This window comes from Vulcanisaeta distributa DSM 14429 (genome assembly GCF_000148385.1).
In the GTDB taxonomy this organism is placed as follows: domain Archaea; phylum Thermoproteota; class Thermoprotei; order Thermoproteales; family Thermocladiaceae; genus Vulcanisaeta; species Vulcanisaeta distributa.
In genome coordinates this window covers 641,053-665,345 of sequence record NC_014537.1, presented here as the reverse complement: position 1 = coordinate 665,345, position 24,293 = coordinate 641,053, and the positions used below count along the sequence as shown (strand labels likewise).

Genomic DNA, 24,293 nt, shown 5'->3' with positions numbered 1-24,293 from the left:
TAATTTTTGGAAATAATCATATGTATTCCCGGTTATTTTCATCAAGTATTTAATATATAAGCGTCCAGGGAATAAAAATAACTTATTTACAAATCCCCTAAGAAATATAAAACTTAAATACTCCTTACATATGCTTATTTATTGCCAATACATATGGTATTTATCGTCAAGTATCCCATGGATTGCGGAATATTTGGTGTTATTAGGCGTGGTGAGGGTTCTGATAGGGTTAATGGTGATCTTGTGGCCAGGGCTATAGAGAGCATCAAATTCAGGGGTGCAGGGCTAGGTTCAGGCTTTGCCCTATTTAATAAAGAATCCATGGGCCTTAGGATGGGCATTTTTGTTAAGGGAGAATTAATGAGTAATGCGATGGACACGATTAAGTCTGTGATGAGGGATAATGATATCGACCTAATGGATGTGAGGGTTAGGAATAAGCTAGGGCCAATAATAGATTTGGAGGTTAGGGTCCTCAACAATGCTAAGTCCAGCTCTAATTTTACGAGCATTGTTAATTCCATTAATGACCTGTTGTGGGAGGATAGGGCTGGCAGGGTCTATTACTGGGGCGAGCATGTTAATGTGTTTAAGGGCGTTGGTTACCCAAGCGAAATAGCGTCCGCGTATGGAATAGAGAAGTACACGGCAGACCTATGGATCGCCCACACAAGATTCCCAACCAATTCGCCTGGCTACCTGCCGTATTGGTCGCATCCATTTTCCGTTGGGGATATTGCCGTGGTTCATAATGGCGAATTAAGTAGTTATGGTAATCACGTGAATGCCCTATCCCATGGGTACGGCCTTAATTCGTTCGTGGGTACGGATAGTGAGGTAGCTGCATACCTAATGCATTACCTAATTAATGTGCATGGGCTTAGCATTGAGGACGCCATAAAGATACTAATTGGTGCATCACCTAAGTATGCAACTGACGGTAATGCCCTATCACTGATTAGGCAGTTTAGGTGGGCCATGTTGGACGGCCCCTTCGCAATACTCATGGGTATATACCATAATGACGATCTTTACCTCATCGCATTAGTCGATAGGTTTAAGTTGAGACCCCTCGTTGTGGGTATGGATGATTACTACTATTACGTGGCCAGTGAGGAGGCTGCCATTAGGACTGTGTCGCCAAGCGCCAGGGTTTGGACTCTCGAACCGGGTGGGTACTTCATAGCCTCATTAAGGCGTGGTATTATTTCATGGGGTAGGGCTAAGGAGGAGGTCGATACCTTCTTCCCGCAGAGGTCGTTTCCAACCTACGTTGGTAGGGATGCCATAAATGCCGAGGGCCTTAGCTATAGGGAGCTGAATGAGGAAATACTAAGGAGGGCGTTGAGTGGTGATAGGGTCATTAGGGTCATAAACGTTAGGGGCCATAGATTCATAGGCGTGAACTTACCGAGGCACGGCATAAGGGATGTCAGGGTTGAGATATATGGTACCCCAGGTAATTCATTGGCCAATCTGAATAATGGCGTTGAGTTTGTGGTTTATGGTAATGCCCAGGACGACGTTGCCGACACAATGCACGGCGGTAGGGTGGTAATACATGGCGACGCCAGGGACATACTAGCCCAGGCGCTGCAGGGTGGTGAGGTCTTCGTTAGGGGCAACGCGGGTAATAGGGCTGGTATTCAAATGCGTGAGTACCGTGATAGGAGGCCTTACTTAATAATTGGTGGTAGGGTTGATGATTACCTCGGTGAGTACATGGCGGGTGGTGTAATCATGGTTCTCGGGATCGACTCACTGAATAAGTGCAATATTCAATTGGTCGGTAAGCACGTGGGTAGTGGCATGGTGGGTGGCAGGATATACATCAGGGGCAGAGTACCTGAGAATAAAGTAGGCCTAACAGTATCTTACTCCGAGCTCAGGGAATTCCTCGATGCATCAAAGGATGAGGGATTGGGGCAGGACGAAATCAATAAGCTACTCAATGTGTTAATGCGTTCAGAGCACGTCAGGAGGAATAGTATTGAGTATAGAGACCTGAATAAAGACGAGGTTAGGGAGTTGGAGCCCATACTACGTAAGTTCGCCCATGATTTCAATCTAAATGAGTCAATAATTGATTATTTACTAGGCTCTAAATACACAATCATAACCGCTGAGTAATGCTTAACAGTTTTGATATATTACTTAGATAGGTTAGTAATATTTATAAATAGGTTATTGATTTACCATTGAATGAATTATATAATCAATATAAGGCCCAGGCAGGTAATTAAAGACTTCATTAGGTTGACGAATAAGGGGCCAACAAGCGACTTCTGGCATAGTGGCGTTGTTGAGGAGATTAGGGAGATGGCAATGCACGGTAGGCCAATTAGGGTATTTAGGAGGGGTGTTAGGAGGTTTAGGATTCTTGATAATGTTGATTTTGGAATTGACGAAATTAGGTTGGTGGGTAATGAGAGGGGCAGGGCTAGCCTCACGTCGTTCATAGGGGGTATTGAGGTATCCGCACCCATATACCTGGCAGACATGTCCTTTGGGTCCCTCGCCGGGGTCCCAAATGTCGTAGAGGCGGAGCTCGCTGATGAGTTGATGCTCATCAGCGGCACCGGGGAAGGTGGGCTTCACCCAGAGGTTGCTAGGCATAGGAGAATATTTGTTCAATGGGCTTCGGCTAGGTTTGGCGTTGACATAAACACGTTGATGGCTGGCATGGGCATAGTAATTAAGATCGGGCAGGGTGCAAAGCCCGGCATTGGCGGTCACCTACCTGGCTCCAAGGTTACCTCGGTCATATCCCAGGTCAGGAGGATACCAGTGGGTGTTGATGCACTATCGCCCGCGCCACACCATGACATATACTCCATCGAGGACTTGAAGCAAAGGATTGACGCGCTTAAGGAGGCGACGGGTAAGCCCGTGTTTGTGAAGATCGCCGCCACAAATTATACGCCGTACATAGTTACGGGCATAGCCAGGATGGGCGCCGATGGTGTAATAATCGATGGTCATGGGGCTGGTACGGGGGCCACGCCATTGGTGGTTAGGGATAACGTGGGCATACCCATTGAGTTAGCCGTGGCCTCCGCCGATAGGATGCTCAGGGAGGAGGGTCTGAGGGATAGAATTACATTAATAGCCTCCGGCAGGGTCTCCACGGCGGATGATGCGGCGAAGCTCATGGCCCTTGGTGCGGACGCTATCGCCCTTGGAACAGCCCTACTGATATCCATGGGGTGCGCCATGGCTAGGACATGCCATAGGGGTAATTGCCCGGCGGGGATAACAAGTAAAATTGCCGATGGGTCTGTGATTGTTGATTACGAATTCGCACTAAGGTCCTCAAGGAACTTCCTAGTGGCGTTTATGGAGGAATTAAGGTTAATCCTGGACCACCTGGGTATTGACGATGTTAGGAGGCTTGTGGGTAGGAGGGACCTATTACGGGGTCACTGTATTGATGAGGTCACGGCTAGGGTGCTGGGCATTAAGAGCGTAAATTGCGATACCGGTGATGGTGATATTACGAGCAAGGGCGATGTCTGGACCCCTGACTACTCAATATACGTGACACAACTCGTGAGGAGCGGTGACGTGGTCATAGTCAGCATGGGTAGTAATGGACCCCCTGAGGTTGAGCCTCCGAAGAGGTTGATTGATTGGCTTAGGTTTGATGGTGCCCAAGTCACGAAGCCAGCCATAGACCCATATAGGGAGGACATAGACGTCTCAACGATACTCGCCGGCGGTAGGCTGTGGCTCTCCATGCCAGTGATAATTAAGCCTCCAAGGACCTGGGATGATGACCTCATTAAGGCCGCTAAATTCGTGGTCAGGGCGAACTCCGTGATGATAGATCTCGAGGGCGTGGACGTGACAGATAATAAGCACTTGATGAGAGTTATGTGGGATAGGTACGTGAATGGCTTGGGCGCGCTTGTGATTGATCATGCAGGGCGGGTTGGGTCTGGCATTGACGTGCCCACGTACCTGAAGGTCACAGGTGTTGATGAGGTTAGTAATGCGGTGAATGAGTTGGTGAGGGGTGTTAGTCGGTTTAGTGGCGTGATAATTGACGTTAGTGATGACCACCCAGAGGCAATCCTGGTGAGGCTTGATTTGGAGCTTAGGAGGAGGGGTGTTAGGGATTACGTGGACTTGATAATACACATGCCCAGCGTTAGGAGTAGTGGTGATATTGTTAAGTTGGTGGCCCTTGGCGCGGATGCGGTCATCATAAGCGGTTTTGTGGAGAGGGCTCTGCATGGTTATGAGAGTATTGAGGACTTTAGGCTTAGGCTAATGAGGTTCCTAACGGGCATTAAGAGGGAGATTGCCCAACTCCTTGGTGCAGCCGGCATATACTCATTACAGTCAATAATTGGCAATAGGGAATTACTCAGGGCATTAAGTGGTAGGGTTAGGGACATGCTCATGGTTAAGCTCGCAGGCGAGGACGTCCTTTATAGGTAATTGCCGATTGAAAATATAATAAGTAGTTAATGCCATGGTAATATTTATAAAGTATAGTCAATAGGTAATTACGTGGTTAACCAGGAATTTCAGAGCTAATTACCGCAATAGTTAGGGTTGAGGAGGAGTTGGGCAGGTTGAGGGATTTATTAATTAAGTATGGGGGTGTTGTGAGGGTTACGGAGCTTATGCAGTCAATTCATGATCCGTTACTCCTCAGGTTTGTGAGTGAGTTATTAATTAATAATGATAGGATTGCCTACCTGGGGCCTGAGGGTAGTTACTCCCATGAGGTTGCAGTTCAATTGTTTGGTAAGGGGGCGGTACTCACGCCACTCAGGTCAATAAGTGATGTGGTTAGGGGTGTTTACCAGGGTGATTATGGCTTCGGTGTAATACCCATAGAGAATAATCAGGCGGGGGTTGTTGGTGAGTCCATGGATGCCCTGGTTAGGTGGAATGTCTATGTTAATTACGCCATTGATCACAGGGTAACCCTATGCCTAGTGGTTAATGATGGTGTTGAACTGAGCGAGATTAGGGAGGTTTACTCACACCCACATGCAATTAATGAGGCGCTCAACTTCATAACCAGGTTAAATGCATCAATAAGTTATACGCAATCAACTTCGGAGGCGCTAAGGCTAATTAAGGGGCATAGGCATAGGGCGGCGATTGCGTCTAGGATTGGGGCCGAGCTTTACGGGCTTAAACCACTGGTTTGTGGCATTGAGGATAACCCAAACTACACGAGGTTCCTGGTGATCTCAAGGCACATGAACAGGTCGGGGGATAGGACATTGGCAATATTCTCAGTACCCAATAGGCCGGGTTCCCTATTTAATGCGTTGAAGCCCTTTGCGGAGTTCGGCATTAACCTATCAATGATCTACTCAAGGCCCAATAGGAGTAGTCCCTGGGGTTACGACTTCCTACTCGAGACCGAGTGCCAATTATCCGATGAGGAGTGCTCAAGGGCATTTAACGAATTGAGTAGGGTTGCCGTCTACGTGAAGCTACTGGGTAGCTACCCAGTGTCTCGCATTCATTAATTGACTAATTCTATATATTTAATCGACGAATTTATATAAAATAAGTATAACTTATTAAGCAGCGCCCCATTAACCACCTAGCCATGAACCTCATTCCAAGGAGCATGTGCACGCAGCACCCGGACAACGCCAGAGTACCTGACTGGGCTAGGGATAGTATTATCCAGGGGGATGACGAGGTTCACGAGGCTTACCTAGCATACAGTCTATATGGTTGTCATGAGGTCATGTGGGACTTCGAGGGTAAGGACGTGGATATCTACGTGGTCAGGAAACTACTCAGTAGGTACCCAGGCTTCTTCAGGGATCACGTCCTAGGCAGGGACGTGTATTTGACACTTAGGTTGCCGAATCCCTGGGCTGAGACCGCCGAGAAGAAGCTATTTTCGCAAGCCCTTGAGTTAATACCCACGGCCTACGATGTGGCCAGGGAGTTCTATGGCACTGATGACATTAATGGGGTATTCCAGGTAATACTTCCATTAACCTCGAGGGCCGAGGAACTCGTATTTACGTATAGGTATTACGAGAGGGTCGTCGCCGGTAAGGCATTCATTGAGTTAACCCCTGGTGTCAGGGTCATGGATGTCCTGGGCAGTGTTAGGCCGAGCACAATAGACGTGATACCCCTCATAGAGGACCTGGGCTCAATGCTTAATGTTGGCAAAATAATCATTGGTTATTGGAGGGTGGTTAGGCCGAGCTACCTTAGGATATTCATAGCCAGGTCGGACCCAGCAATGAACTACGGCTTAATACCCGCAGTCCTCATGGCGAAAATAGCCCTCAATAAGGCGTTGAACCTGGGCAGGGAACTTGGGCTTGAGATATACCCAATAATTGGCGTTGGCCCAACACCATTTAGGGGCAACTTAACGCCACACAACGTGGATAACGTCGTTAGGGAGTACCCATGCGTACACACCTTCACCGTTCAGTCGGCATTTAGGTACGACTACCCAGAGGGTGAGGTCATTAACGCCATTTCGAAGCTGAACAATAGGAAGCCGGACGGTGGCTGTGATATTCCTAACCATGGGGTGCTCATTAACGTAATTAATAAGTACGTGGTTAATTACCAAAGGGAGATTGAGGGACTTGCGAACGTTATAAATAGGGTTTCAAACTACGTACCTAGGAGGAGAGCCAGGAAATTGCACATAGGCCTATTCGGCTACAGCAGGGGCTTTAGGGGCGTGGTTCTTCCTAGGGCTATCACGTTCGTTGCTGCGCTATATTCGTTAGGCATACCGCCTGAGGTGTTGGGTGTTTCCACAATTAATGAATTGAGTGATAGGGAGTATTCAGCGTTGAGTGAGGCCTATGTAAACCTAAGGCATGACCTAAGCATGGCGGCTAGGTACGTATGCCACGAGTGCCTGGACATGCTCACGAAATTAGGTAATTCCTTTGGGATCACCAGGGAGGTCATTGACATGGTTAAGAGAGATATTAAGACGCTTGAGGAGATGGGCATTAAAACAGGGCCCAGCGACTACGATAGTAGAAAGCATGAGTTGTTGACTCAATTATTCATTAATTCATTGGTTGAGGGTAAGGAGGATGACGCTGTTAAGTACATGGTTGAGATGGCGTTGATAAGGCATGCAATAGGCTAAGTCACCACCCTATCCAAGCAATTACCCTCAAGGCACTCCCTAATCTCCATGGCGACCCTCCTACCCATACTTATGGGTCTACCGAAGTATAGCTTACTATATTGACTGCCGACGCCCATGTATATGTTCGTGCCACCACCAATCCTGAGGGCCACGTCGAAGACCACTATATCGAGGTCCGAGGTAACTATCAACTGTAGTGTAAATGGACCAATGACACCCGGCGGCTCAACCTCCTCGGTGGCCTTGACGAACCTATCGCCCACCTCAAAGAGCCTATTAAGCTCGCTCTCCCTGATGGTGGCCGGCTCATGACCAATCTCGATCATCTCCACATCGAGGTAGTCCCTAATCTCCAACTGCACATCAGCCGTGAGCCTCAATAGCCCGTCAAGGTTCGTCTGAATTCTCCTGTCAATACTGAGAATCTCCACCTCATCCCTTGCGATACTCCTGAAGTAATTAACGTTGAAGTGAGCCCCAACAATTAACTCCTCAATCGACGCCCTGTTAAGGTCACCCTCACTCACCACCCCATCACTAACGAGCTTCCTAAACTTCCTCCAGAAATCCTCTCTATCCACGGCAACGAAGAACCCCCTCTCAACCCTCTTCCTCGCGTGGGGCATCTTAACCATCACGGGCCTATCAATGTCATCAGGCGAGGCGTAGGTCCTTGGTCTCCTAATTCCCGCAAGATCTAGGATCCTGTAGTACGTCTTATCCCCAACCCTCTCCTCATACCTGAGCAGGTACCTATTGCCGAATATGGGCACGGGGAAACTGTCCTCTATCGTGTCGTAGCCCACGTAGACGGAGAAGCTCCTATTGGGCACGAATATGGCGTTTAACGACCTGAGCTTACCCACGACGTCCTCCCTAGCCACGTCGGCGTACTTATCAAGTATTAATGGTACGTCAACAACCCTCTTAAACCTGAGGTACGCCGTCTCCCTACCCCTCTGGCAAACGGCTACTGTCCTAAAGCCCTCATCCTTAGCCCCATCAAACACGTCAAGTGCGGAGTGGCTTGCTATGGCTACTATGTGCACTGAATCCACGCCGAGCCTGTAACCACTCAGTAAGTTCCCAGCGCTGTACCTCATGTGACCACCCTATTGAGCTCGTCCTTCTCAATGGCCATCCTAATCTCCCTAGCAATCCTCCTACCCATGCTCATGGGCTCACCCCAGTAGAGGTATGAGTATGGGCTACCGTAAACGTATAGGTTAGTCCCGGCAACAATCCTTCCTGAGAACTCGAAGATCCTTATATTAGCCTCATCGTCTATGACCCCCTCCAGGGAGAAGGGCCCAATGACTCCGGGTGGTAGGCTTCTCCTGGTCTCCTCAACAAACCTAATGCCATAGTCGAGGACCCTGGGTAGTAGGCTCTCCCTAAGTACAAGCGGTATGTTCCCCACAACGACAAAGGTGGGCTTTAGGCCCATCTCCACGATAATATCCGGCGTTAGCCTCCTTAAGCCATCAATATTGGTTTCATACCTAATGTCGGCGCCCAATATCTCCACCCTACCCAGTATTGGGCTGTGGAAGTAATGTATGTATACTGGAACGCCTATTAGATACTCCTGCACAATGGCGTCCTTGGGCGTCTTTACCAAGCCTTCCTTAACCCTCTCCTCAACGCCCCTGGCAACCTCCTCCCCAGACCTAGCTATGAAATAACCCCTACCACCCTTCGCACCCGGTAACTTGACTATCACGGGCCCATCAACATCATCACCAACACTGAAAAGCCTCGGTATTGGTATACCAGCCCTCCTGAGAAGGTCCATCTTAGCCCACTGGTCACTCTCAACCCTAAATAAGCCCCTAAGCCCAAAGATGGGCAACTCAATACCCTCGGCGCAGTCAAGACCCACGTACTCCACGTAACTACCGTGGGGCACCAATATGGCATTCAACGATTGGAGCTTCCTGACCACGTCGGGGCTACACAACTCCCTCCAGTTGTTAAGGACTATGAAGTGGTCAATCAAGTGCCTAAACTGCTCATAAAACCAAAGCCTATCCCTGGGCACGATGGCCACGGTCCCAAAGCCCTCAAGCTTAGCTCCGTGGAATATCTGGAGCGATGAGTGGCTGGCCAGCGTGGCTATGGTGACCCTATCCAGGTCATACCTAGCAAGGACCTCACTCACCGCCTACCACCCCAATGGGTGACCCACCTATGAATCTACTGTATAGCTCCCTCGAGACGTAGATTGGCAGGTAATCGAAGAACACCAGGTCGTTGGATGTGTACCAGGGACCCTCACGCCAAATACACGCCTTACAAACAACCTCACCACCAACCCTGTTGACGAGCCTCTCTAGAGCCCCCATGGTGCTACCCGTGGACACGACATCATCAAATAGGCACACCCTCCTACCCCTGATAAACTCCGCATCCTCGTTAGTGAGTACGAGGGTTTGAGGCTTCCTGGTTGTTATTGACTTCACGTTCTCAGTAATGTAGCCCCTCATGTAGCCCTTAACACTCTTCCTAACGGCCACGAATCTGCCGTGGCCGAGGTTCTTAGCCACTTCATAGGCCATGGCAATGGCCTTGGCCTCGGCCGTAACGATGACATCCGGGTCGTACTGCCTCACAACCCTGGCGACCTCATGACTAGCCTTACCAATGAACTCCACATCACCAAGCACAAGCCCGGCATCCGAGGCAATCCACAAACCAAAGCCAATAGGCACTATAGGCAAGCTACGCCTAAGACCAAAAACCTCCACCTCATGAAACAACTGCCCCCCATAAACCCTAACAAGCTCAACACCACCCATGACCCATCAACACCCCAATTAACACTTTTATTTAAAAATTTACTCATTAAAACCCCGGTAAATATGGCGAAATTATTTAAATAATTATTTAAACAATAACCATGAAAAACAACCTCACGGGTAAAACACGGAAAACTTAAATTCCCCTAAACCAACTCCTTGGCGGGGCCGTAGTCTAGCCTGGCTAGGATACGTGGGTTCAACCACGCCTGAGGCTCGGCTCGGGATCAACGTAGCAGACGCGAGCCCGAGTGATCCCGGGTTCAAATCCCGGCGGCCCCACCAACACAGTCGTTATTTTGTTTTTAACCCGTGGGCATTTTAGGTCGTCATCGCCTTTATAGCGCCGCATCTCATCTTACTGGGAACCCCCATTGCGATGTTATCCCGTTGGCGCGTTAACTCATCGTTAAATCCATATTGAGCACTCCACCCTGGCTATTACGTAAACCTCTGTGAGCGAGGTGGTTACTAGCAGGGCGAGGTTTACCCAGGTAATTACGCAGTAAGGTGGTGCCAGGCCTAACGACTTAATCAGTAAGTACGGTGTTAACGATAGTGATGCTATGACCATGATTAGGAGGGCCATGACGTAGTCCCTAGCCCTAACCCACAACTCCCTACTTTCCCTATTCACGTCGAGGGCCGCCTTATGGGTCCAAATAGCATCCCTAATCCTAGTGAGGTATAGCTCCTTAACCTTACTGAGCACCCTAAGCAAGTCTATCAACGCCGCCACGAGGAGGACCATTGATAATGCCATTAATGATGCATGAACAATTAAGTCATGAATTAGGTAAAGGGCAATTACGCTAATGACCATGGAAATAACCTGCACAATTAACACCGAATTAATCAACCTAACGGCACCATTAAGCTCCTCCCTAAACCCACCCATGGCCAATCACGCCACTCAGTAAACCCCTGACTATTTGATAATTATTACACAACTAAAGCAGGATACTGCATTAACCATACCCAATACCAACTACGCTCCTAATAATTTATGCGCTCATAAAGCAAATAAAGCAGGACAGCATTATCATGATCCTCAAAGGGCAAGGATTAATGCAATCTTGAGTTTGTCTGACATGCTCATCGTCTATTGCCTGTTAGTGGTAGTGATTGCCCGATTGCGAATGATGGTGCGTATTCAATGGCTAGTGGTCTTGCGCTTGCTAGGAGGTTTGGTGTTAGTTCCTGTGGTAGTCGGCTTATTAGGCTTATAACGTTTATTACTAGATTATGGGCACCTCCGTTATGTATTTGCCCTCCACGTAGAGTTGTTCAGCCGTTGGTGTGCCGTTGGTTATGCCCATCACACCAATCTAATTATTCCTAACCATCAACTCAACCTCCTCACTCTCGTTGGTCACGGCACACGAGGTAATGCATAGGGCACTGCCGAGTAAATCACAACGGTTATTACATCACCACTCGTTAGGTTAGTCGTTTGGAAGAAGACACCGTCACTTGTGTAACCCACGGAAATCGTGCCATTGGGATGGCTAACAGTAAACTTCAGGCCAGGTATTGGACCTGGATTGTTGGTGCTTGCGATTAATTTTTCCATCGATGTACACGCCCATGATCAAGGCATCACTGAGGTTTGATAGCTTCGATAACGCCGTTAGAGCCTCGCTGACTATACTCGCTGGAAAAGCCATGTAAATCACACACCATTAGCTGCAACATCACCATGAACGTGATAATGGGGGCAACCATCGAGTCGCCAGGAATGATAACGAAGTGGTCATTGCAGGGGAGGAAGCCATAATCAATACTAGGAACAATGGTTATGCCCGGAGGTGGGTACCTAGGCGTGAGGAGGTACATAACCACAAACAAGACAATAACCACCGCAACAACCACGGTGACCATAGATAGCACTGATCTTACATTCATCAATGATCACAACATAACAGGATTTAAAAATATTGACCGCTCAATGATGTTGAGCGAGGTGGCTCGAAAAGGCCTTACTTAGCGTCATCACATAAGTGTAAGGGCTTAGGCATTCCTTATGAGTTAAGGAAGAAAGGAAGAGAAGACGTTTATGCGAGGTTTGTGAATAAATGAATATAAAGGCCAGCAACACTCAATTAATGAGGATTCGTGAACCTTAATGAGCTTATCAACTTACTGAGGATGGCATGCAGGGACTTAGAGGGTGAGTTCGGCGATGAGTTCCTTGGGCTCATGCTCTTTGGTAGCTGGGCGAGGGGTGAGGCACGTGAGGATAGTGATGTTGACGTAATGGTACTATTCAACACGCTGAGCGGGTTAGATGTTAGGGCTAGGGCCTATGAGGTGCTTAGGCGATTCGTTAAGCGCGATATAACACTGGTAGATATGAGGAGGAGCGAGCTCAGCGGTAAATTGACGGCGTTGGCAATCAACATGGCGTGGGATGGGGTAATAATCTGTGATAGGTATGGTGACCTGAGGCGTTTTAAGGATTCCGTGATTAAATTCATAGAGAATGAGGGCCTGGTCAGGTATAGGACTAGGGATGGGAAGTATGGGTGGATGAGGGCTGATGGAAGGCCGATGATTAAGTCGGTGAGGGTTAATGTATGACCCAATCGATGAGGTCAATTACAGGTATAGGCTAGCCATTAACTACCTCAGGGAGGCCAATGAGGCATTCAGTCGGGGTGATTGGAGGGGCACCGTCGCCGCTGCGCAGTTGTCTGCTGAAAACGCGGCTAAGGCCGTCATAGCCATTTATAGGATACCGAGTTGGAGTCATGACCCGTCTGGCGAGTTGGAGGATGTAATGGCTAACCTACCGAGGAATTTAACGGAATTGGTAAGTGAATTAGCGGTGATAGTGAGGAGGTTGGCGCCCGAGCATGGTAGGAGCACGTATGGAGAGCCTGAACGTGGATTAACTCCCTGGGAAATATACAGCCGAGGTGACGCCGAAGCTGCCCTGGGCATGGCTAGGAGGGCTGTTGACATTATGAGAGCCGTGTTAAAGTCCCTGGGCCTAGAAATTTCCTAATTAAGAAATGATTTATGGTTTTAAGGCATTGATACCTGGTTATCATGGATCACCACAGCACTGAGCAATTAGAGGTGCTCTCCATTGATTAAACATTATATTTGACCTATGGTAAAAATCATTAATGGACAACACCGGCATGCACTGGGTCTTTACCACTAGTCCGCAAAACCTTATCACCTGCCTAAGGTATTGCGTGTTTGGCGTTGATGATGAGAAGTACGGAATTACGGCAAGGGACCTCGTGAAACCCGGCGATCTCATGATCTTCTACGTTAGATCGTTGAGGGTGAGGATAGTTAACGCACCCAATAGGTGCCAGAGGGTATTCTTAGGACCTTATAGAGTTAGGAGTAGTGGTTTATTGCGTCCCGATCACCCAGCCGTTAATGAGTGGAATCCGAAGAATAAATTCAATATGTTAATAGGGATTGAGAAGCTTAACGACATTTACATAGGCGCTGTGGGCATTTATCTCGTATTAAATAATTTATACTTCATCACAAACAAGGCAAGGAGTGGTCGTGGTGGTTGGCAGGACCACATGCAATTCTCAATAATATCAATTAGGGAGGAGGATTATAGAACCATAATTAATCACTTAGACCCGAAACACCCCTGTATAAAGCAGTTAAGGGAATTGATGGGTGACTCAACGCCATGCCTATGACCCTAAACAACCAACACACAGAGCTACCCTACTGATTACAGGCCAACCTCCTTAACACACTACCGTCCCTCCTACGAATACCAACCAACCTACAGCCAATGATTGGGAGCACCAGGGCAAGCGGCAATAACCTATATGGTATCTTCCACCTGACATAGTCATCCCTATAACGCTCATCATGAAGCCTCACGAGCTCTTCACGGGCCAGCTCCCCAGCCCTGCCAGGGCATTCCCGCGACGCCTCCCTAACCATGGCCTCGTAAATCCTAACACCACTACTCAACTCCTCAACACCTACACGACCAGCCCTTAACAGGTTAATAAAGGCCTTAACCCAACACAACGGGTGCCCTGCGACAACGGCTGAACCAGGCCCGCTTATTAACTGCCTAGCTAGCTCATTAACCTTCAGGTTCAATTCCTCAGCAACAGCAGCCACAACACAGCTCTCAGGAGGGTCCTCACAATCACGGAACCTCTTATTAATGGCCTCGGCAACCATCGCCGCGCACTGCCTTGGGTTAAACGTGGTTAAACACTCCTCATCGACACCCAAAATGCTTAGTAATGCCCTATTCACCTCACTCACAAACCCAGCGGCGCTGCGCTTCGTATTCCTAACCTCGACCTCCTCGACATCCTCCACGTAATCCTCAGTAAGCGGCTTAGCATTAAGCCACAATTCCTCAAAATACCTCATTAATTGACCGTAAAGCTCCCCATTCTTTATTAAGACATTCAACTCAACATTACCATAAAGACCACCAACCGTCAAATTAGCACTACCGACAATGGCAACACCATTACCAAGTAAGTAAAGCTTAGTGTGTAGCCTTCGATACACCCTAATCACATCACGCCACCTCTCATAGATAACCCTCGGTATTGAACCCAAGTCACCAACCACAACCCTAACATCACCAATACCCCCCAGGTAATTAAGTACGTACGATAACCCATCATAATCAACAAACCCAGTCGCTGCGTTAAATGATGTTAAGCCACTAAGGACCCTAGCCCTATCTAGGCACTCATCGAGCCTATGGCAAATATGAATAAGCATGCCCCCATTAATGTAATTATGAGCTACCCTACTTAAGTATGACGAGGAGTCTCCAAGGTGGTTAGACCGCGTAATTGCTGGGACTCTGGCCTAAGAAATTGGAATTACAACTTAATTAAAATAGACATGAAACCACGAGAACTTTAAGATAAATTCCATGGCTAATTTACGAGACTTCATCGAGCCTCCTCAACTCAATGCCTGTGTTATCACGGGTTATTGCGGTGCCCACTATTGCTATTACGAACCCAACGATGAGCATTACCGAGTAGCCAATCACGAGGCCTAGCCTGAGCCAGAATGGCGCGGTGAGTAGGGCTGCCGTGGCCCCTATGGAGGCCATGTTCCACAGGAAGCCTATTGCGGAGCCCCTGAACCGGGTTGGGAATAGCTCGGCTAGGTACACGAGCATGACACCGCCCGTACCCATTACACTCGTTAAAATGCCGGCTGAGACCACGAGGGCTGAGAAGGAACTCCTCAAAACCACCGTTAATGGATAGGCGAGTATAATACCTATTAATGAGTAGTATAGGAATGCGTACTTCCTCCTAATCACATTACTCAACACGCCACCAATTATCGTTATCACACCGCCAATGAGTGATGCGTAGGTCAATCCCCAGAACACCGTGGATAGGGGCATCCTTAGGAAGGTTTGTAAGTATGTTGGTAGGAAGCCGAGGGTTGCATAGGCAACCCAGAAGATTCCGGCGAGTAGGAGTAGGGCTATTAACGCATCGCGGTAACCCCTCCTAAAGAACTCAATGACGGGTGCCCTAGAAACCCTACCGGCACTCTTCAATTCCCTGTATATGCTTGGTTCATCAACCGTGAGCCTCAGTAGGATGCCTACTACGGCGACCACGAGGCCTATGAGGAAGGCATACCTCCAGCCATAGGCCACGAAGGCCCTTGTGCCGAAGTAATCCCTTAGCGAAGCGAAGGTGAATGCCGCGAGTGCATACCCCCAGTAATAACCGCTCTCGATTACACCACTAACCAAGCCCCTATACCTGGGTGATGAACTCTCAATAGCCACAAGGTGCGAACCACTCACCTCACCGCCAACGAACACGCCGACCAGGAGCCTAAGTAGTACGAAGAGCACGGTGGCCAATAAGCCAACCTCTTGATAAGTGGGTAACGCGCCGGTTAAGGCTGAGGATATGCCCAAACCCATTAACGTGACCATCATGGTGAGCCTCCTACCAATCCTATCGGCCACGTGACCAAATATAATACCACCCAAAGGCCTGGCAAGCAGGGTCAGCGAGTATGAGGCGAAGACGAAGAGTAACCTGGCGATTAGATTCGTTGGTGGGAAGAAGTATATACCGAGGACTGAGGCTATGAATAGGACCAGTGTTAAGTCGAAGACATCAACCATCCAGCCAAGCATACCACCAACCATGGCCCTAACGTTAACCTCCTCGGTAATTGCCCTCCCAGTCACGTTATTAAATCGCCAGTGCATTATATAAACATTACCGCGGCCACAATAGGCTATTTAGATGATAATGCCTAATCCTTATCAAGCATCACGAACTCCCTAACCAACTCACCATGCCTCTTAAGGTCCTGAACGAGCCCCCTGAGCTCGTCAAGCATTATCACCCTAACTTTCCTCCTAAGCTCATGGAATGAGCCCCTCAACACCCTCTCCAACTCCCTCCTCACACCCTCATCCCTAACAACTGCGTACAGCCTAACACCCCTCCACCTATCCCTCGCATGCTTAAGCCTCGCCAACGCCTGCTCAGGGTTATCAACAACCTCAAACACAGCCAACGGTGCCAACCCATCCCTATACTCATCCTCATTACCCCACCAGGCAAGCCCCAGTCTATACCCACCAACATCCACATCACTGACCGGGTAATAACCAAACAATTGAGCCGCCTCCCTCAACAACGTCACCACCTCACTAACGCCCTGAGCCTCGGCACCTGCCCCAGCACCCGCCGAACTAATCCCACCAACAACCTCCCTAGCACCGCCCTTAGAAGCCCCCAAAACCTCAATCACCGGCTTAGGCGTTGACTGACTCCTCAACTCCTTAATTATCAACTCCGCATCCTCAACGGGCATGGGCATCGCCCTCGGGTTCGATGGATCAACTGAGTGCAAAGCCTCAGTAATGCTCCTCCTACCCTTAGTAAACGATAGCTTACCAGCAACACTACCAAGCTCAACCCTGCCGAGGACAACGGGCTTAACCTCAACAACGTAGGACCAATCATTCAACTTCCTATTGGCCTTAACCCAATCACCAACAACCTCGAAGACACCCACGAAGGACTTGCAGTAGGACTTACAACCAAAGCCACTCACAAAGAGCACCAGGCGGGTGCCGGGCTTAATCCTAATCATTAAGAGGCCGCACTCCGGATCACGGCAACCAAATAGGCCTGTCTCGATAATGCCCATGAAGACCCTCTCCCTCACAATGGCAAGCCAGTAATTCACGGGGCTATACATAGCCTAGGTAGAGAAAAACTTTTGCTGGGGTTGTGACACGGAATATTCAGTTGAATATTACTGGACAGTAAATAAATCTAAGCCCCATCGCCAATGAATTTAACTGGGAATCGCCAATTACAATGACCAAACGACACTTAAGCATTTTTAATTAGGGGCTTGGGTAATACCTCGACCCAAATGGGCGTTTCAACCCTGGGCATACTCAATGAGCTTTATGTGCATAGCGCCAACGTTAATAACGCGATGGTCATGACGATACTCGGCATTTACCTGCACGCGGTCTTCGTATCATTCACACTGGGCTTCCCACTAGCCATACTCGCCTGGCTCATTAAGTGGTATAGGACCGGCGACGCACTATTCCTAAACTACTCCAAGACACTAACCATGGTCTGGGCCGTGAACTTCGCCCTCGGCGCCGTCACAGGCACGATAGTGGAGTTCGGCCTACTGGACATATGGCCAACGAGCATACTACTCTTCTCCTCCTCAGCCTTCATCCCACTCCTCTATGAGGCCACCATAGCCTTCATAGGCGAGGCAGTCCTAGTGGTGCTCTTCATCATAGCCATAGGCAGGTGGAGGGCGGGGTACACACTCGGCATATTAATCACTGCGTGGCTCCTTGGCTCACTATCCGGGTACTTCATACTCACGGCAAACGCGTGGATGAACACGCCCTGGGGATTGGGCGGGATACCGCATGCGCTATACCCATTCCTACCGGGTTATGGTCCGGACGCCGCAAACCTAACCGCAACACTAAACCTAGCCGCGCTCCTCCTGCACTACGCAATCAATGGCTCAGGCTCCGTGGCGCTGACAAGCATGAACTTCACCTCGCTGGTGGGTACGTACCTCACGAACCCATGGTTGCCCATGGTCAACCCAGACGCCATAGTGACCACATTACACACATTGTTCGCGGCCTACGCAATTGGCGTTGGGGCTGTGGCGTTGGCCGTATCGATTAGGTTCTTCAGGACCCACGACAATAAGTACATCAAGCTACTAAAGCCCCTCCTCTGGATACTCGCCGTGGTGCTCCTCATCGAGCCAATCGTGCTGGGGCACTTCATGGGCGATGACGTGGTGGCGTACCAACCGCTTAAGTTCACGGCATTAACCACACTGACGGGCGGTTCAGGGGTCTATGGGTATGAGTACTACGACCCCGTGGAGGCGCTGTTCGCCTATGGAAACCCATACCACCCACTCTACGGGTTCCAGTACTACCTAAGCCAATGCAGGGCGCTGGGCAACACCACCTTCGGCCAGCTTTACAGCGAGCTTGACCCAGGGATGCTGGGCTATCTCGGTCCTCTGGCCAACGTGACCCTAGCCCAGAACTGTGAGGCCGCGGTACTCTCCATGGAACCCCTGGCGCCGTTGGTCAGCGCGTTTTACTACACAATGATTGGCGCCGGAATACTACTCGCAGTGGCCGCGGTGCTTGCCCTATTCACGTACCTCGTCAGGGTACCCGTGCTATCGGCAATAACTGACTTCATAAATAACGAAATACTGGGCGTCCTGATAGGCGCCGACAATGTAATGCCCTTCCTGGCCTCGGCGATGGCAGTGCTATCTGCAGTAGCAGCCACGGCTGGGTGGGCCGCTAGGGAGATTGGTAGGCAGCCGTGGACGGTCTATGGTTTGATAACCACCAACGAGGTGGTGACGGTCGACGCAATAACGCCGGGCTTCGTGGCATTCGTAGTCGCCGTACTACTTGCGATAGCTGTCGTGGGGGCCCTGGCGATGTACTACGTAGCCACTAGGCCGAGCCTCCTGGACAGGTTTAGGGAGTTGGCTGGGGTGGGTGGTCATGAGTAGTTACCTTGCCCTGCTCTCCTTCGCCGTGCTGGGCTTCGCCCTTGAGATGCACCTTGTGTTTGTTAACGTGATAATAGGGGCCACGGTACTCACGGTGGTGACAAGGTACCTGGCCTACCTACACAGGGACCTAGGCCTCGAGTCTGTGGCCAGGGACATGTTCAGGCTCATGGTGGTGACGGAGCTCTTCGGCGGTGTCTGGGGCACGATACTGACCGTTTTCATGGCTGGGCTCTTCCCATCAATGACCGCAATATTCACGAAGGTCTACTTCTACCCAATAGCCATAGCCCTCGTGGGGATCCTAGTGAGTATACCACTCATAGCCATCTACTGGCACCTGTGGGGTAGGGTCAACCCAAGGACTCACAGCCTAATTGGCATACCACTCGCCATATCCGTACTCCTCGTCCCAGTGGGCTTCAGGTACCTCTTCGCGGGCCTCGACTACCCACAGTACACAATGACCAACCCACTGACCGCCTTCTCAAACCCAGTATACCCACCACTCATAGCCCACACACTCATTGGCGCCATGGACATCGGGGCCTTCGTAACAGCCTCAGTACTGGCCACCAGGAGGAACATGAACATTGAGGGCATGAGGATAGCCCTGGGGACCGGCCTAGCCCTACTCGTGCCACAGGCCATTGCGGGGGCTTATTACTTCACGGTGCTTGAGAAGTACGACCCATACATAGTAAGCAATATCGCAGGCCCACTGCTGGGTTATGACCCAGGCACGGCACTCTTCTACCCAGCCTTCTACGCGGCCATAGCCCTAACCATAGCCCTGGGGGTCACGGCCATATACGCCTTCTACACCGTGATGAGGGGTAGGGTCGTTAGGCCCGCCGTCATTAGCACCGGTGTCCTGGCCGAGGCAATACTCGTGCTCATGGAGTACGTCAACGACGGTTCCAGGTACCCATACCTATTCCTAAGTGGTAGCTCAGGCATACCAATAACCCAATTACTAAACACGCTCATACCACTACCCCTAATCGCCATGTACACAATGCTCCTATCAACGCTTGTGTTCACGGCAATATTCACAGTAACCCTATACTACGCCATAATCAGGAGATTCCTACCGGAGGAGTGATGCCTGCAATCAATTCCTCAAATAAAACTTATGGCTTTGTTCCCACGCCACGTCAGTAACTCTCGGGAGACCCAAGCACCTGCCTATCCATAAGTAACTGGAGGGAAGACCTGGCACGTGGTTAGTGATAACCTCGATGCTACGTTAAGGCAATGATAATTGGGGCGTACACCGCCTCGCTACTCACCGTCCACTTGCCCCACCCATTCCCAATGCACCCAGGCCTAAAGGGACGTGCCTCAGTAGTCAATTCTTGGGGCTTCCATGCCTTAACAACACTCCAGGGGCTTGTTAACCACTTAATGAGGTCCTTACCTAGTATTTTCAACGAAATTAAATTAAAATCGTCATTAGCCCGCGGGTTAACAGGAGACTCAGAGGTGAGGAGGTAACCTCTTTTTCAATATTCCATGCTTATACCGATGAATTAATTAATGAGGTCTCATCTCAGTCCAGGTGGGCATGGGCAGGCTTTATTAAGGAGTTTTGAGGGTATCGTCTTTATGTCCTTCTTCGTTAGTGCGCCTGATTGGGTTGTTAGGGAGTATGAGGCTTTTAAGGCTAAGTTGCCTGAGTTGCTGGTTAGGTATAGGGGTAAGTACGTGGTAGTGAAAGACGGCGAGGTGCAGGGTGTGTTTGATAGTCTTGAGGAAGCCTATAAACACGCGCTTGAGAGGTTTGGCATTAATGGGCACTTCATAATTCAGAGGGTTGAGGAGGAGCAACCACAGCACTACTCACCAACGCACGCGCTCGGATTAGATATAGTCCAGGTGCCGTGAATGCCCATAGTTAGGATTAACTACGCATCACCGAACGCCTTGCCCGCCGATGTCCTTAGGATAAATGGGCCCGTAATAATGATTGACGTAAAACCAGCAGGTGTTGTTCAGAGCTTCGCCCAAAGCAGGGGTATAACCCTAAACAACGTTAGGAATGTAATTGCGTTGATTGATACCGGCGCCTCAATCACGTCAATTGACAAGAATGTACTGAACCAACTTGGTTATCCACCGTATGGCACGGTTAACTCAGCCACGGCGAGCGGTCAAGTAACAGTCCCACTGTACCTAGTTAGGCTCATACTATTCTCAAACGTACCGGACGTGAGGGCTAGGATAGTGCTTGACAACGTGACCGTCGCAGCCGTAGACCTATCAGCACAGCAATACAGGGCGTTGATAGGCCACGACATACTACGCAACATCCTCCTAATATACGACGGGGTAGCAGGCCAAATAACAATAACGTATTAATACACTAATGAGGAACTGAGCAAAATCAACCACGTACTTATTGAGCCATCATTAGGACGGTTGATCCTCTGCTTGGTGGTTTCTCTTCATAATAAGTGGCGGTAAATCCCTGGCACCAACGCACTATTTAAGGCCCCGCCCGCATCGCAGAATCACTCCTGGGTAGCATTAACCTAACAACGTGAGTTAGTTCATTGTTGGGTGGGGTGGTATTCATGGGCGAAGTTATTTAAAAATCTCGTCATTAACCATCGAAATGCTTTTATTTAGTAGCTGAACATAGTTTTGCTGATGACTCGGGACTTAATTATTGATGATGCACTCCATTGGATTAAGGATCGCATTGGCAATGGAGTTATTAACGTGGAAAACAGCGCCTTCGGTAAGTGGGTGATCGGTAATGGTCAGGGTATTGGTCAGCGACAATAACCCAACATGCCCAGACACGGATAGCCTGGACATAGTTAATTACTGGTGCACGGTGTTAAGCAACTTCAAGGGCTTTGACCTAATCTTCGAGAGGCCGATCACGGACATTGCCTGGATAATCCTACGGCCAAGCCTAAACATAGACGCGGTGCTGTGGATAATAGAGGATTCAGGGCTTGAGGAGTACTTCGACGCGACGGTACTAACGCCAGGCTGCAACACACCCAGCGTAGTAATACTGGTGCCAAGGGAGGCGGGGAAACTCGCCGAGTTATACAAGGCACAGGTGCCGAGCCTAGGCTCAATAACCTGCAGCACGCCAAGCAAGGAATCCTTCAACGCTTGGATCAACGTGGTGGAGGGGCTAATAAGGAACATAGGCACTGAGGAACTGACCAGGCACGCAATGAGGATGCTCGGCCAAGCCCCAGAGCACACCTACGCGGTGCAAAGGACCCACGGTAGTGAGCGAACGGGTTAACGCGCCGGGTATTAAAGGGCGGCGCCGAACCACATACGCATGCCACTCACCAGGGAGGAGGTCATGAAGTCCCTACCACAGGGCTGGAGACTGGAGGGCAACTACGTAGTCAGGGAGTTGGAGTTCAAGGCATTCATGGACTGCATAGCCTTCATAAACCAACTAGCCCAAATAGCCGAGGCGGAGGAGCACCACCCAGACATGGTAATAACCTGGAAACACCTAACACTAAAACTAACCACGCACGACGAAGGCGGAGTCACACAACTAGACATAGAAATGGCAAGGAAAATAAACGAACTAATAAACAAGTGGCGAGACAAAATACAGGGCTAACCCACGGTAATGCCACCAAGCCAATTATTAAATGGTCTGGGCAAATTTAATATCAACTTATTATTATTTTGATTCATTAAAACGCGTGAAGTGTCACGAGGCGGTTATGGTAAGGGACTCAGCCAATGAGCCACCTGTGCCATTCAAAGTAATAACCACCGTGTATGTGACGCCAGCCTCAACACCAGTGCACTGACCAACAACCCCGTAACTACCGCCAGCAGCCACCACGGCGCCAACACCGCTCCAAGAACAATCGAGTATCGAGCCACTAGGACCATACACCTTAACACCACTAATCGTTAGTTGCGTTGTGCCGGCGTTATAGATGTTTATCGTCACCACGCCCGTGGACGCCGACATGCTGCCCGAGACCTCAACGTTAGGGGCGCTAAGGGCGTGCTGCCCCATTGCCTTTGCGCCGTGGTAGAAAATCATCACTAGCGCCACACCAACGACTATGAGTACCGCCGCAATTATGACGGAGACCAAGGGCGATAACTCACCCCTACTACGCATAATTAACCCATGGGGATACACCTTTTAAGTATTGCCCATACATAAACCCATGGGTCCAGGCCCAATAAAGCCCTGGCTCAGGGCTAGGCTCGAGGAGGCACTGCTCATGATGCTCGCAACACCACTATTCCTGGCGCAGCCAGTGAGTAGGGTGCTGGACACGCTCATAAACGAGGCCCAAAGGCTAAGCATTAACCGCCCACTAGTTAGGCGATTGCTAATGGCTAGGGCCGTGATTTCAATGAATGAGCCGATCACGAAGTACGTAGGAGGCCTCGGGAGTATGCTCGAGGCTATGGTCAACGCCGAGAGACTGGGTATTGAACCCGGCACGGCAATTCTTTACATACTCAGGGAGCTCGATGATTACCTGGGCAGGTTGAGGGGTGATTACAGGGACTTGGTAATACTACTTGACACCCTCACCGTGATTACGCTGGCCATGGTGCCCATGACGATAGTCCTCGTGAGTAGGGCCCTAAACATGAACCCAACCACATACCTAGTGATGACCTACGCCTCGGCCGCCCCAATAACGGCATTGCTGGGTTGGAACCTTGACCCGGGCCTTGTCCCTATTGATAATGAATTGACTAGGTACATGGGGATTGCGCTGGCGTTGTCTGTGCCTATCTACGTAATCACCAGGTCAATAGCACTCACCTGGTTAGTCTTCTCCACAGCCTTCCTAGGCCTAAGCCTCAACTGGTATGTTGGGAGGGTTAGGGCGATTAATGAGTTGAGGCACACCGCGGTTAATAGGGTCATGAGGGCGGCGGTCACCCTAAGGCTTGATCAGGCCCGGTCCAGGAATTGGCTTGAGGGCTTCATTAGTGAGTATGCCAGGGTGGTCGCGGTCACGGGCATGGGGAGGCCGGACGTGATTAACGTGGCCGTAACATCACTAACCCACGTGGTGAATTCCGTAATGGAAGCCAGGAGGATTGGGTACGCCTCAATCATCGTGTCCCTAGCCCTGATGGAGGTTATTCTCGTAATAACGAGGTTAATAGCGGCCCAGGTACCTGGGGGTGTTGCCATGCTCCAGTTTATGCTTCCCACGGTCATAATCGGGGGCTTCATGAGTGGTTATGTGCTTGACTCCGTAACCACGGGTATGTACGCCACCGTACCGCTGGTGGTCACGTACATAGCCCTGACAATGGCCTAATGGGTAAAGCCTTAATAATGC

25 protein-coding genes and 1 tRNA gene are annotated in these 24,293 nt (G+C 49.8%); 16 read left to right on the top strand and 10 right to left on the bottom strand.

Going from position 1 to position 24,293, the window contains the following annotated elements; genetic code table 11:
* Positions 1-153: 153 nt before the first annotated feature.
* From VDIS_RS03345 to ppcA, 4 genes are all read left to right on the top strand, one after another.
* Entirely contained in the window at positions 154-2,130 is a 1,977-nt protein-coding gene (locus VDIS_RS03345; protein WP_013335802.1) for a GltB/FmdC/FwdC-like GXGXG domain-containing protein, read from the top strand.
* A gap of 189 nt (positions 2,131-2,319) precedes the next feature.
* Positions 2,320-4,443: an FMN-binding glutamate synthase family protein gene (locus tag VDIS_RS03340; RefSeq protein ID WP_425358368.1), complete on the top strand. Its 2,124-nt coding sequence runs from the start codon at positions 2,320-2,322 to the stop codon at positions 4,441-4,443.
* A gap of 128 nt (positions 4,444-4,571) precedes the next feature.
* Positions 4,572-5,495, top strand: coding sequence for a prephenate dehydratase (locus tag VDIS_RS03335; RefSeq protein WP_013335800.1), 924 nt, complete (start codon positions 4,572-4,574; stop codon positions 5,493-5,495).
* Positions 5,496-5,578: 83 nt separating this feature from the next.
* A complete protein-coding gene (gene ppcA, locus VDIS_RS03330; protein WP_013335799.1) occupies positions 5,579-7,114 on the top strand; it encodes a phosphoenolpyruvate carboxylase in 1,536 nt (511 codons plus the stop codon).
* Here ppcA and VDIS_RS03325 read toward each other — a convergent pair.
* From VDIS_RS03325 to VDIS_RS03315, 3 genes are read right to left on the bottom strand one after another with little or no spacing between them, the layout of a single operon-like run.
* A complete protein-coding gene (locus VDIS_RS03325) occupies positions 7,111-8,220 on the bottom strand; it encodes a formate--phosphoribosylaminoimidazolecarboxamide ligase family protein (protein ID WP_013335798.1) in 1,110 nt (369 codons plus the stop codon). The two genes, ppcA and VDIS_RS03325, sit on opposite strands and share 4 nt — an antisense overlap.
* A complete protein-coding gene (locus VDIS_RS03320) occupies positions 8,217-9,278 on the bottom strand; it encodes a formate--phosphoribosylaminoimidazolecarboxamide ligase (RefSeq protein WP_013335797.1) in 1,062 nt (353 codons plus the stop codon). Before VDIS_RS03320 ends, VDIS_RS03325 begins: the two co-directional genes overlap by 4 nt.
* A complete protein-coding gene (locus VDIS_RS03315) occupies positions 9,271-9,915 on the bottom strand; it encodes a phosphoribosyltransferase family protein (RefSeq protein ID WP_013335796.1) in 645 nt (214 codons plus the stop codon). Before VDIS_RS03315 ends, VDIS_RS03320 begins: the two co-directional genes overlap by 8 nt.
* A 164-nt stretch (positions 9,916-10,079) precedes the next feature.
* On the opposite strand from VDIS_RS03315, the gene VDIS_RS03310 reads away from it, so the two are divergent.
* Positions 10,080-10,200 (top strand) — tRNA-Pro (locus tag VDIS_RS03310).
* A gap of 124 nt (positions 10,201-10,324) precedes the next feature.
* On the opposite strand, the gene VDIS_RS03305 is transcribed toward VDIS_RS03310, so the two are convergent.
* From VDIS_RS03305 to VDIS_RS03300, 3 genes are all read right to left on the bottom strand, one after another.
* Complete coding sequence (locus VDIS_RS03305) at positions 10,325-10,813, bottom strand: hypothetical protein (protein ID WP_013335795.1); 489 nt, start codon at positions 10,811-10,813, stop codon at positions 10,325-10,327.
* Between the two features lie 474 nt (positions 10,814-11,287).
* The gene (locus VDIS_RS12595; protein WP_013335794.1) at positions 11,288-11,488 is read right to left on the bottom strand and encodes a hypothetical protein; all 201 of its coding nucleotides are present in this window, start codon (positions 11,486-11,488) and stop codon (positions 11,288-11,290) included.
* A 26-nt stretch (positions 11,489-11,514) separates the two neighbouring features.
* On the bottom strand, positions 11,515-11,820 hold the full coding sequence (locus VDIS_RS03300; protein WP_013335793.1) for a hypothetical protein: 306 nt from the start codon (positions 11,818-11,820) through the stop codon (positions 11,515-11,517).
* A gap of 210 nt (positions 11,821-12,030) precedes the next feature.
* Here VDIS_RS03300 and VDIS_RS03295 point away from each other — a divergent pair, with 210 nt between their 5' ends.
* The 3 genes from VDIS_RS03295 (at position 12,031) to VDIS_RS03285 (ending at position 13,592) form a co-directional block, all read left to right on the top strand.
* Entirely contained in the window at positions 12,031-12,495 is a 465-nt protein-coding gene (locus VDIS_RS03295) for a nucleotidyltransferase family protein (protein ID WP_216086139.1), read from the top strand.
* Entirely contained in the window at positions 12,488-12,922 is a 435-nt protein-coding gene (locus VDIS_RS03290; RefSeq protein WP_013335791.1) for a HEPN domain-containing protein, read from the top strand. Before VDIS_RS03295 ends, VDIS_RS03290 begins: the two co-directional genes overlap by 8 nt.
* A 124-nt stretch (positions 12,923-13,046) precedes the next feature.
* Entirely contained in the window at positions 13,047-13,592 is a 546-nt protein-coding gene (locus VDIS_RS03285) for an EVE domain-containing protein (protein ID WP_013335790.1), read from the top strand.
* A 28-nt stretch (positions 13,593-13,620) separates the two neighbouring features.
* Here the strand turns inward: VDIS_RS03285 and VDIS_RS03280 are convergent, their stop codons facing one another.
* The 3 genes from VDIS_RS03280 to VDIS_RS03270 form a co-directional block, all read right to left on the bottom strand.
* The gene (locus VDIS_RS03280) at positions 13,621-14,655 is read right to left on the bottom strand and encodes a phospholipase D-like domain-containing protein (protein WP_013335789.1); all 1,035 of its coding nucleotides are present in this window, start codon (positions 14,653-14,655) and stop codon (positions 13,621-13,623) included.
* 166 nt (positions 14,656-14,821) lie between these two features.
* Complete coding sequence (locus VDIS_RS03275; RefSeq protein WP_148678199.1) at positions 14,822-16,111, bottom strand: MFS transporter; 1,290 nt, start codon at positions 16,109-16,111, stop codon at positions 14,822-14,824.
* Positions 16,112-16,179: 68 nt separating this feature from the next.
* The gene (locus tag VDIS_RS03270; RefSeq protein WP_171804835.1) at positions 16,180-17,124 is read right to left on the bottom strand and encodes an EVE domain-containing protein; all 945 of its coding nucleotides are present in this window, start codon (positions 17,122-17,124) and stop codon (positions 16,180-16,182) included.
* A 192-nt stretch (positions 17,125-17,316) separates the two neighbouring features.
* Here VDIS_RS03270 and VDIS_RS03265 point away from each other — a divergent pair, with 192 nt between their 5' ends.
* The 7 genes from VDIS_RS03265 (at position 17,317) to VDIS_RS03235 (ending at position 22,582) form a co-directional block, all read left to right on the top strand.
* Positions 17,317-18,975, top strand: coding sequence for a cytochrome ubiquinol oxidase subunit I (locus VDIS_RS03265; protein ID WP_013335786.1), 1,659 nt, complete (start codon positions 17,317-17,319; stop codon positions 18,973-18,975).
* A complete protein-coding gene (locus VDIS_RS03260) occupies positions 18,968-20,080 on the top strand; it encodes a cytochrome ubiquinol oxidase subunit I (protein WP_013335785.1) in 1,113 nt (370 codons plus the stop codon). Before VDIS_RS03265 ends, VDIS_RS03260 begins: the two co-directional genes overlap by 8 nt.
* Positions 20,081-20,514: 434 nt before the next feature.
* Positions 20,515-20,862 carry a DUF5678 domain-containing protein gene (locus VDIS_RS03250; RefSeq protein ID WP_245522558.1) on the top strand — a complete coding sequence of 116 codons (348 nt, stop codon included), beginning with the start codon at positions 20,515-20,517 and terminating at the stop codon, positions 20,860-20,862.
* Positions 20,863-21,336 (top strand): retroviral-like aspartic protease family protein, encoded by a 474-nt coding sequence (locus VDIS_RS03245; RefSeq protein ID WP_013335783.1) that lies wholly within the window; start codon positions 20,863-20,865, stop codon positions 21,334-21,336.
* A gap of 291 nt (positions 21,337-21,627) precedes the next feature.
* Positions 21,628-21,765 carry a hypothetical protein gene (locus VDIS_RS12800; protein ID WP_013335782.1) on the top strand — a complete coding sequence of 46 codons (138 nt, stop codon included), beginning with the start codon at positions 21,628-21,630 and terminating at the stop codon, positions 21,763-21,765.
* Positions 21,737-22,246 (top strand): hypothetical protein, encoded by a 510-nt coding sequence (locus VDIS_RS03240; protein ID WP_013335781.1) that lies wholly within the window; start codon positions 21,737-21,739, stop codon positions 22,244-22,246. Before VDIS_RS12800 ends, VDIS_RS03240 begins: the two co-directional genes overlap by 29 nt.
* Positions 22,247-22,285: 39 nt before the next feature.
* On the top strand, positions 22,286-22,582 hold the full coding sequence (locus VDIS_RS03235) for a 4a-hydroxytetrahydrobiopterin dehydratase (protein ID WP_013335780.1): 297 nt from the start codon (positions 22,286-22,288) through the stop codon (positions 22,580-22,582).
* 93 nt (positions 22,583-22,675) lie between these two features.
* On the opposite strand, the gene VDIS_RS03230 is transcribed toward VDIS_RS03235, so the two are convergent.
* Positions 22,676-23,101, bottom strand: coding sequence for a hypothetical protein (locus tag VDIS_RS03230; RefSeq protein ID WP_013335779.1), 426 nt, complete (start codon positions 23,099-23,101; stop codon positions 22,676-22,678).
* A gap of 49 nt (positions 23,102-23,150) precedes the next feature.
* On the opposite strand from VDIS_RS03230, the gene VDIS_RS03225 reads away from it, so the two are divergent.
* Positions 23,151-24,272, top strand: a complete 1,122-nt coding sequence (locus tag VDIS_RS03225; RefSeq protein ID WP_013335778.1) for a hypothetical protein — start codon at positions 23,151-23,153, stop codon at positions 24,270-24,272.
* The last annotated feature ends 21 nt before the right edge of the window (positions 24,273-24,293 follow it).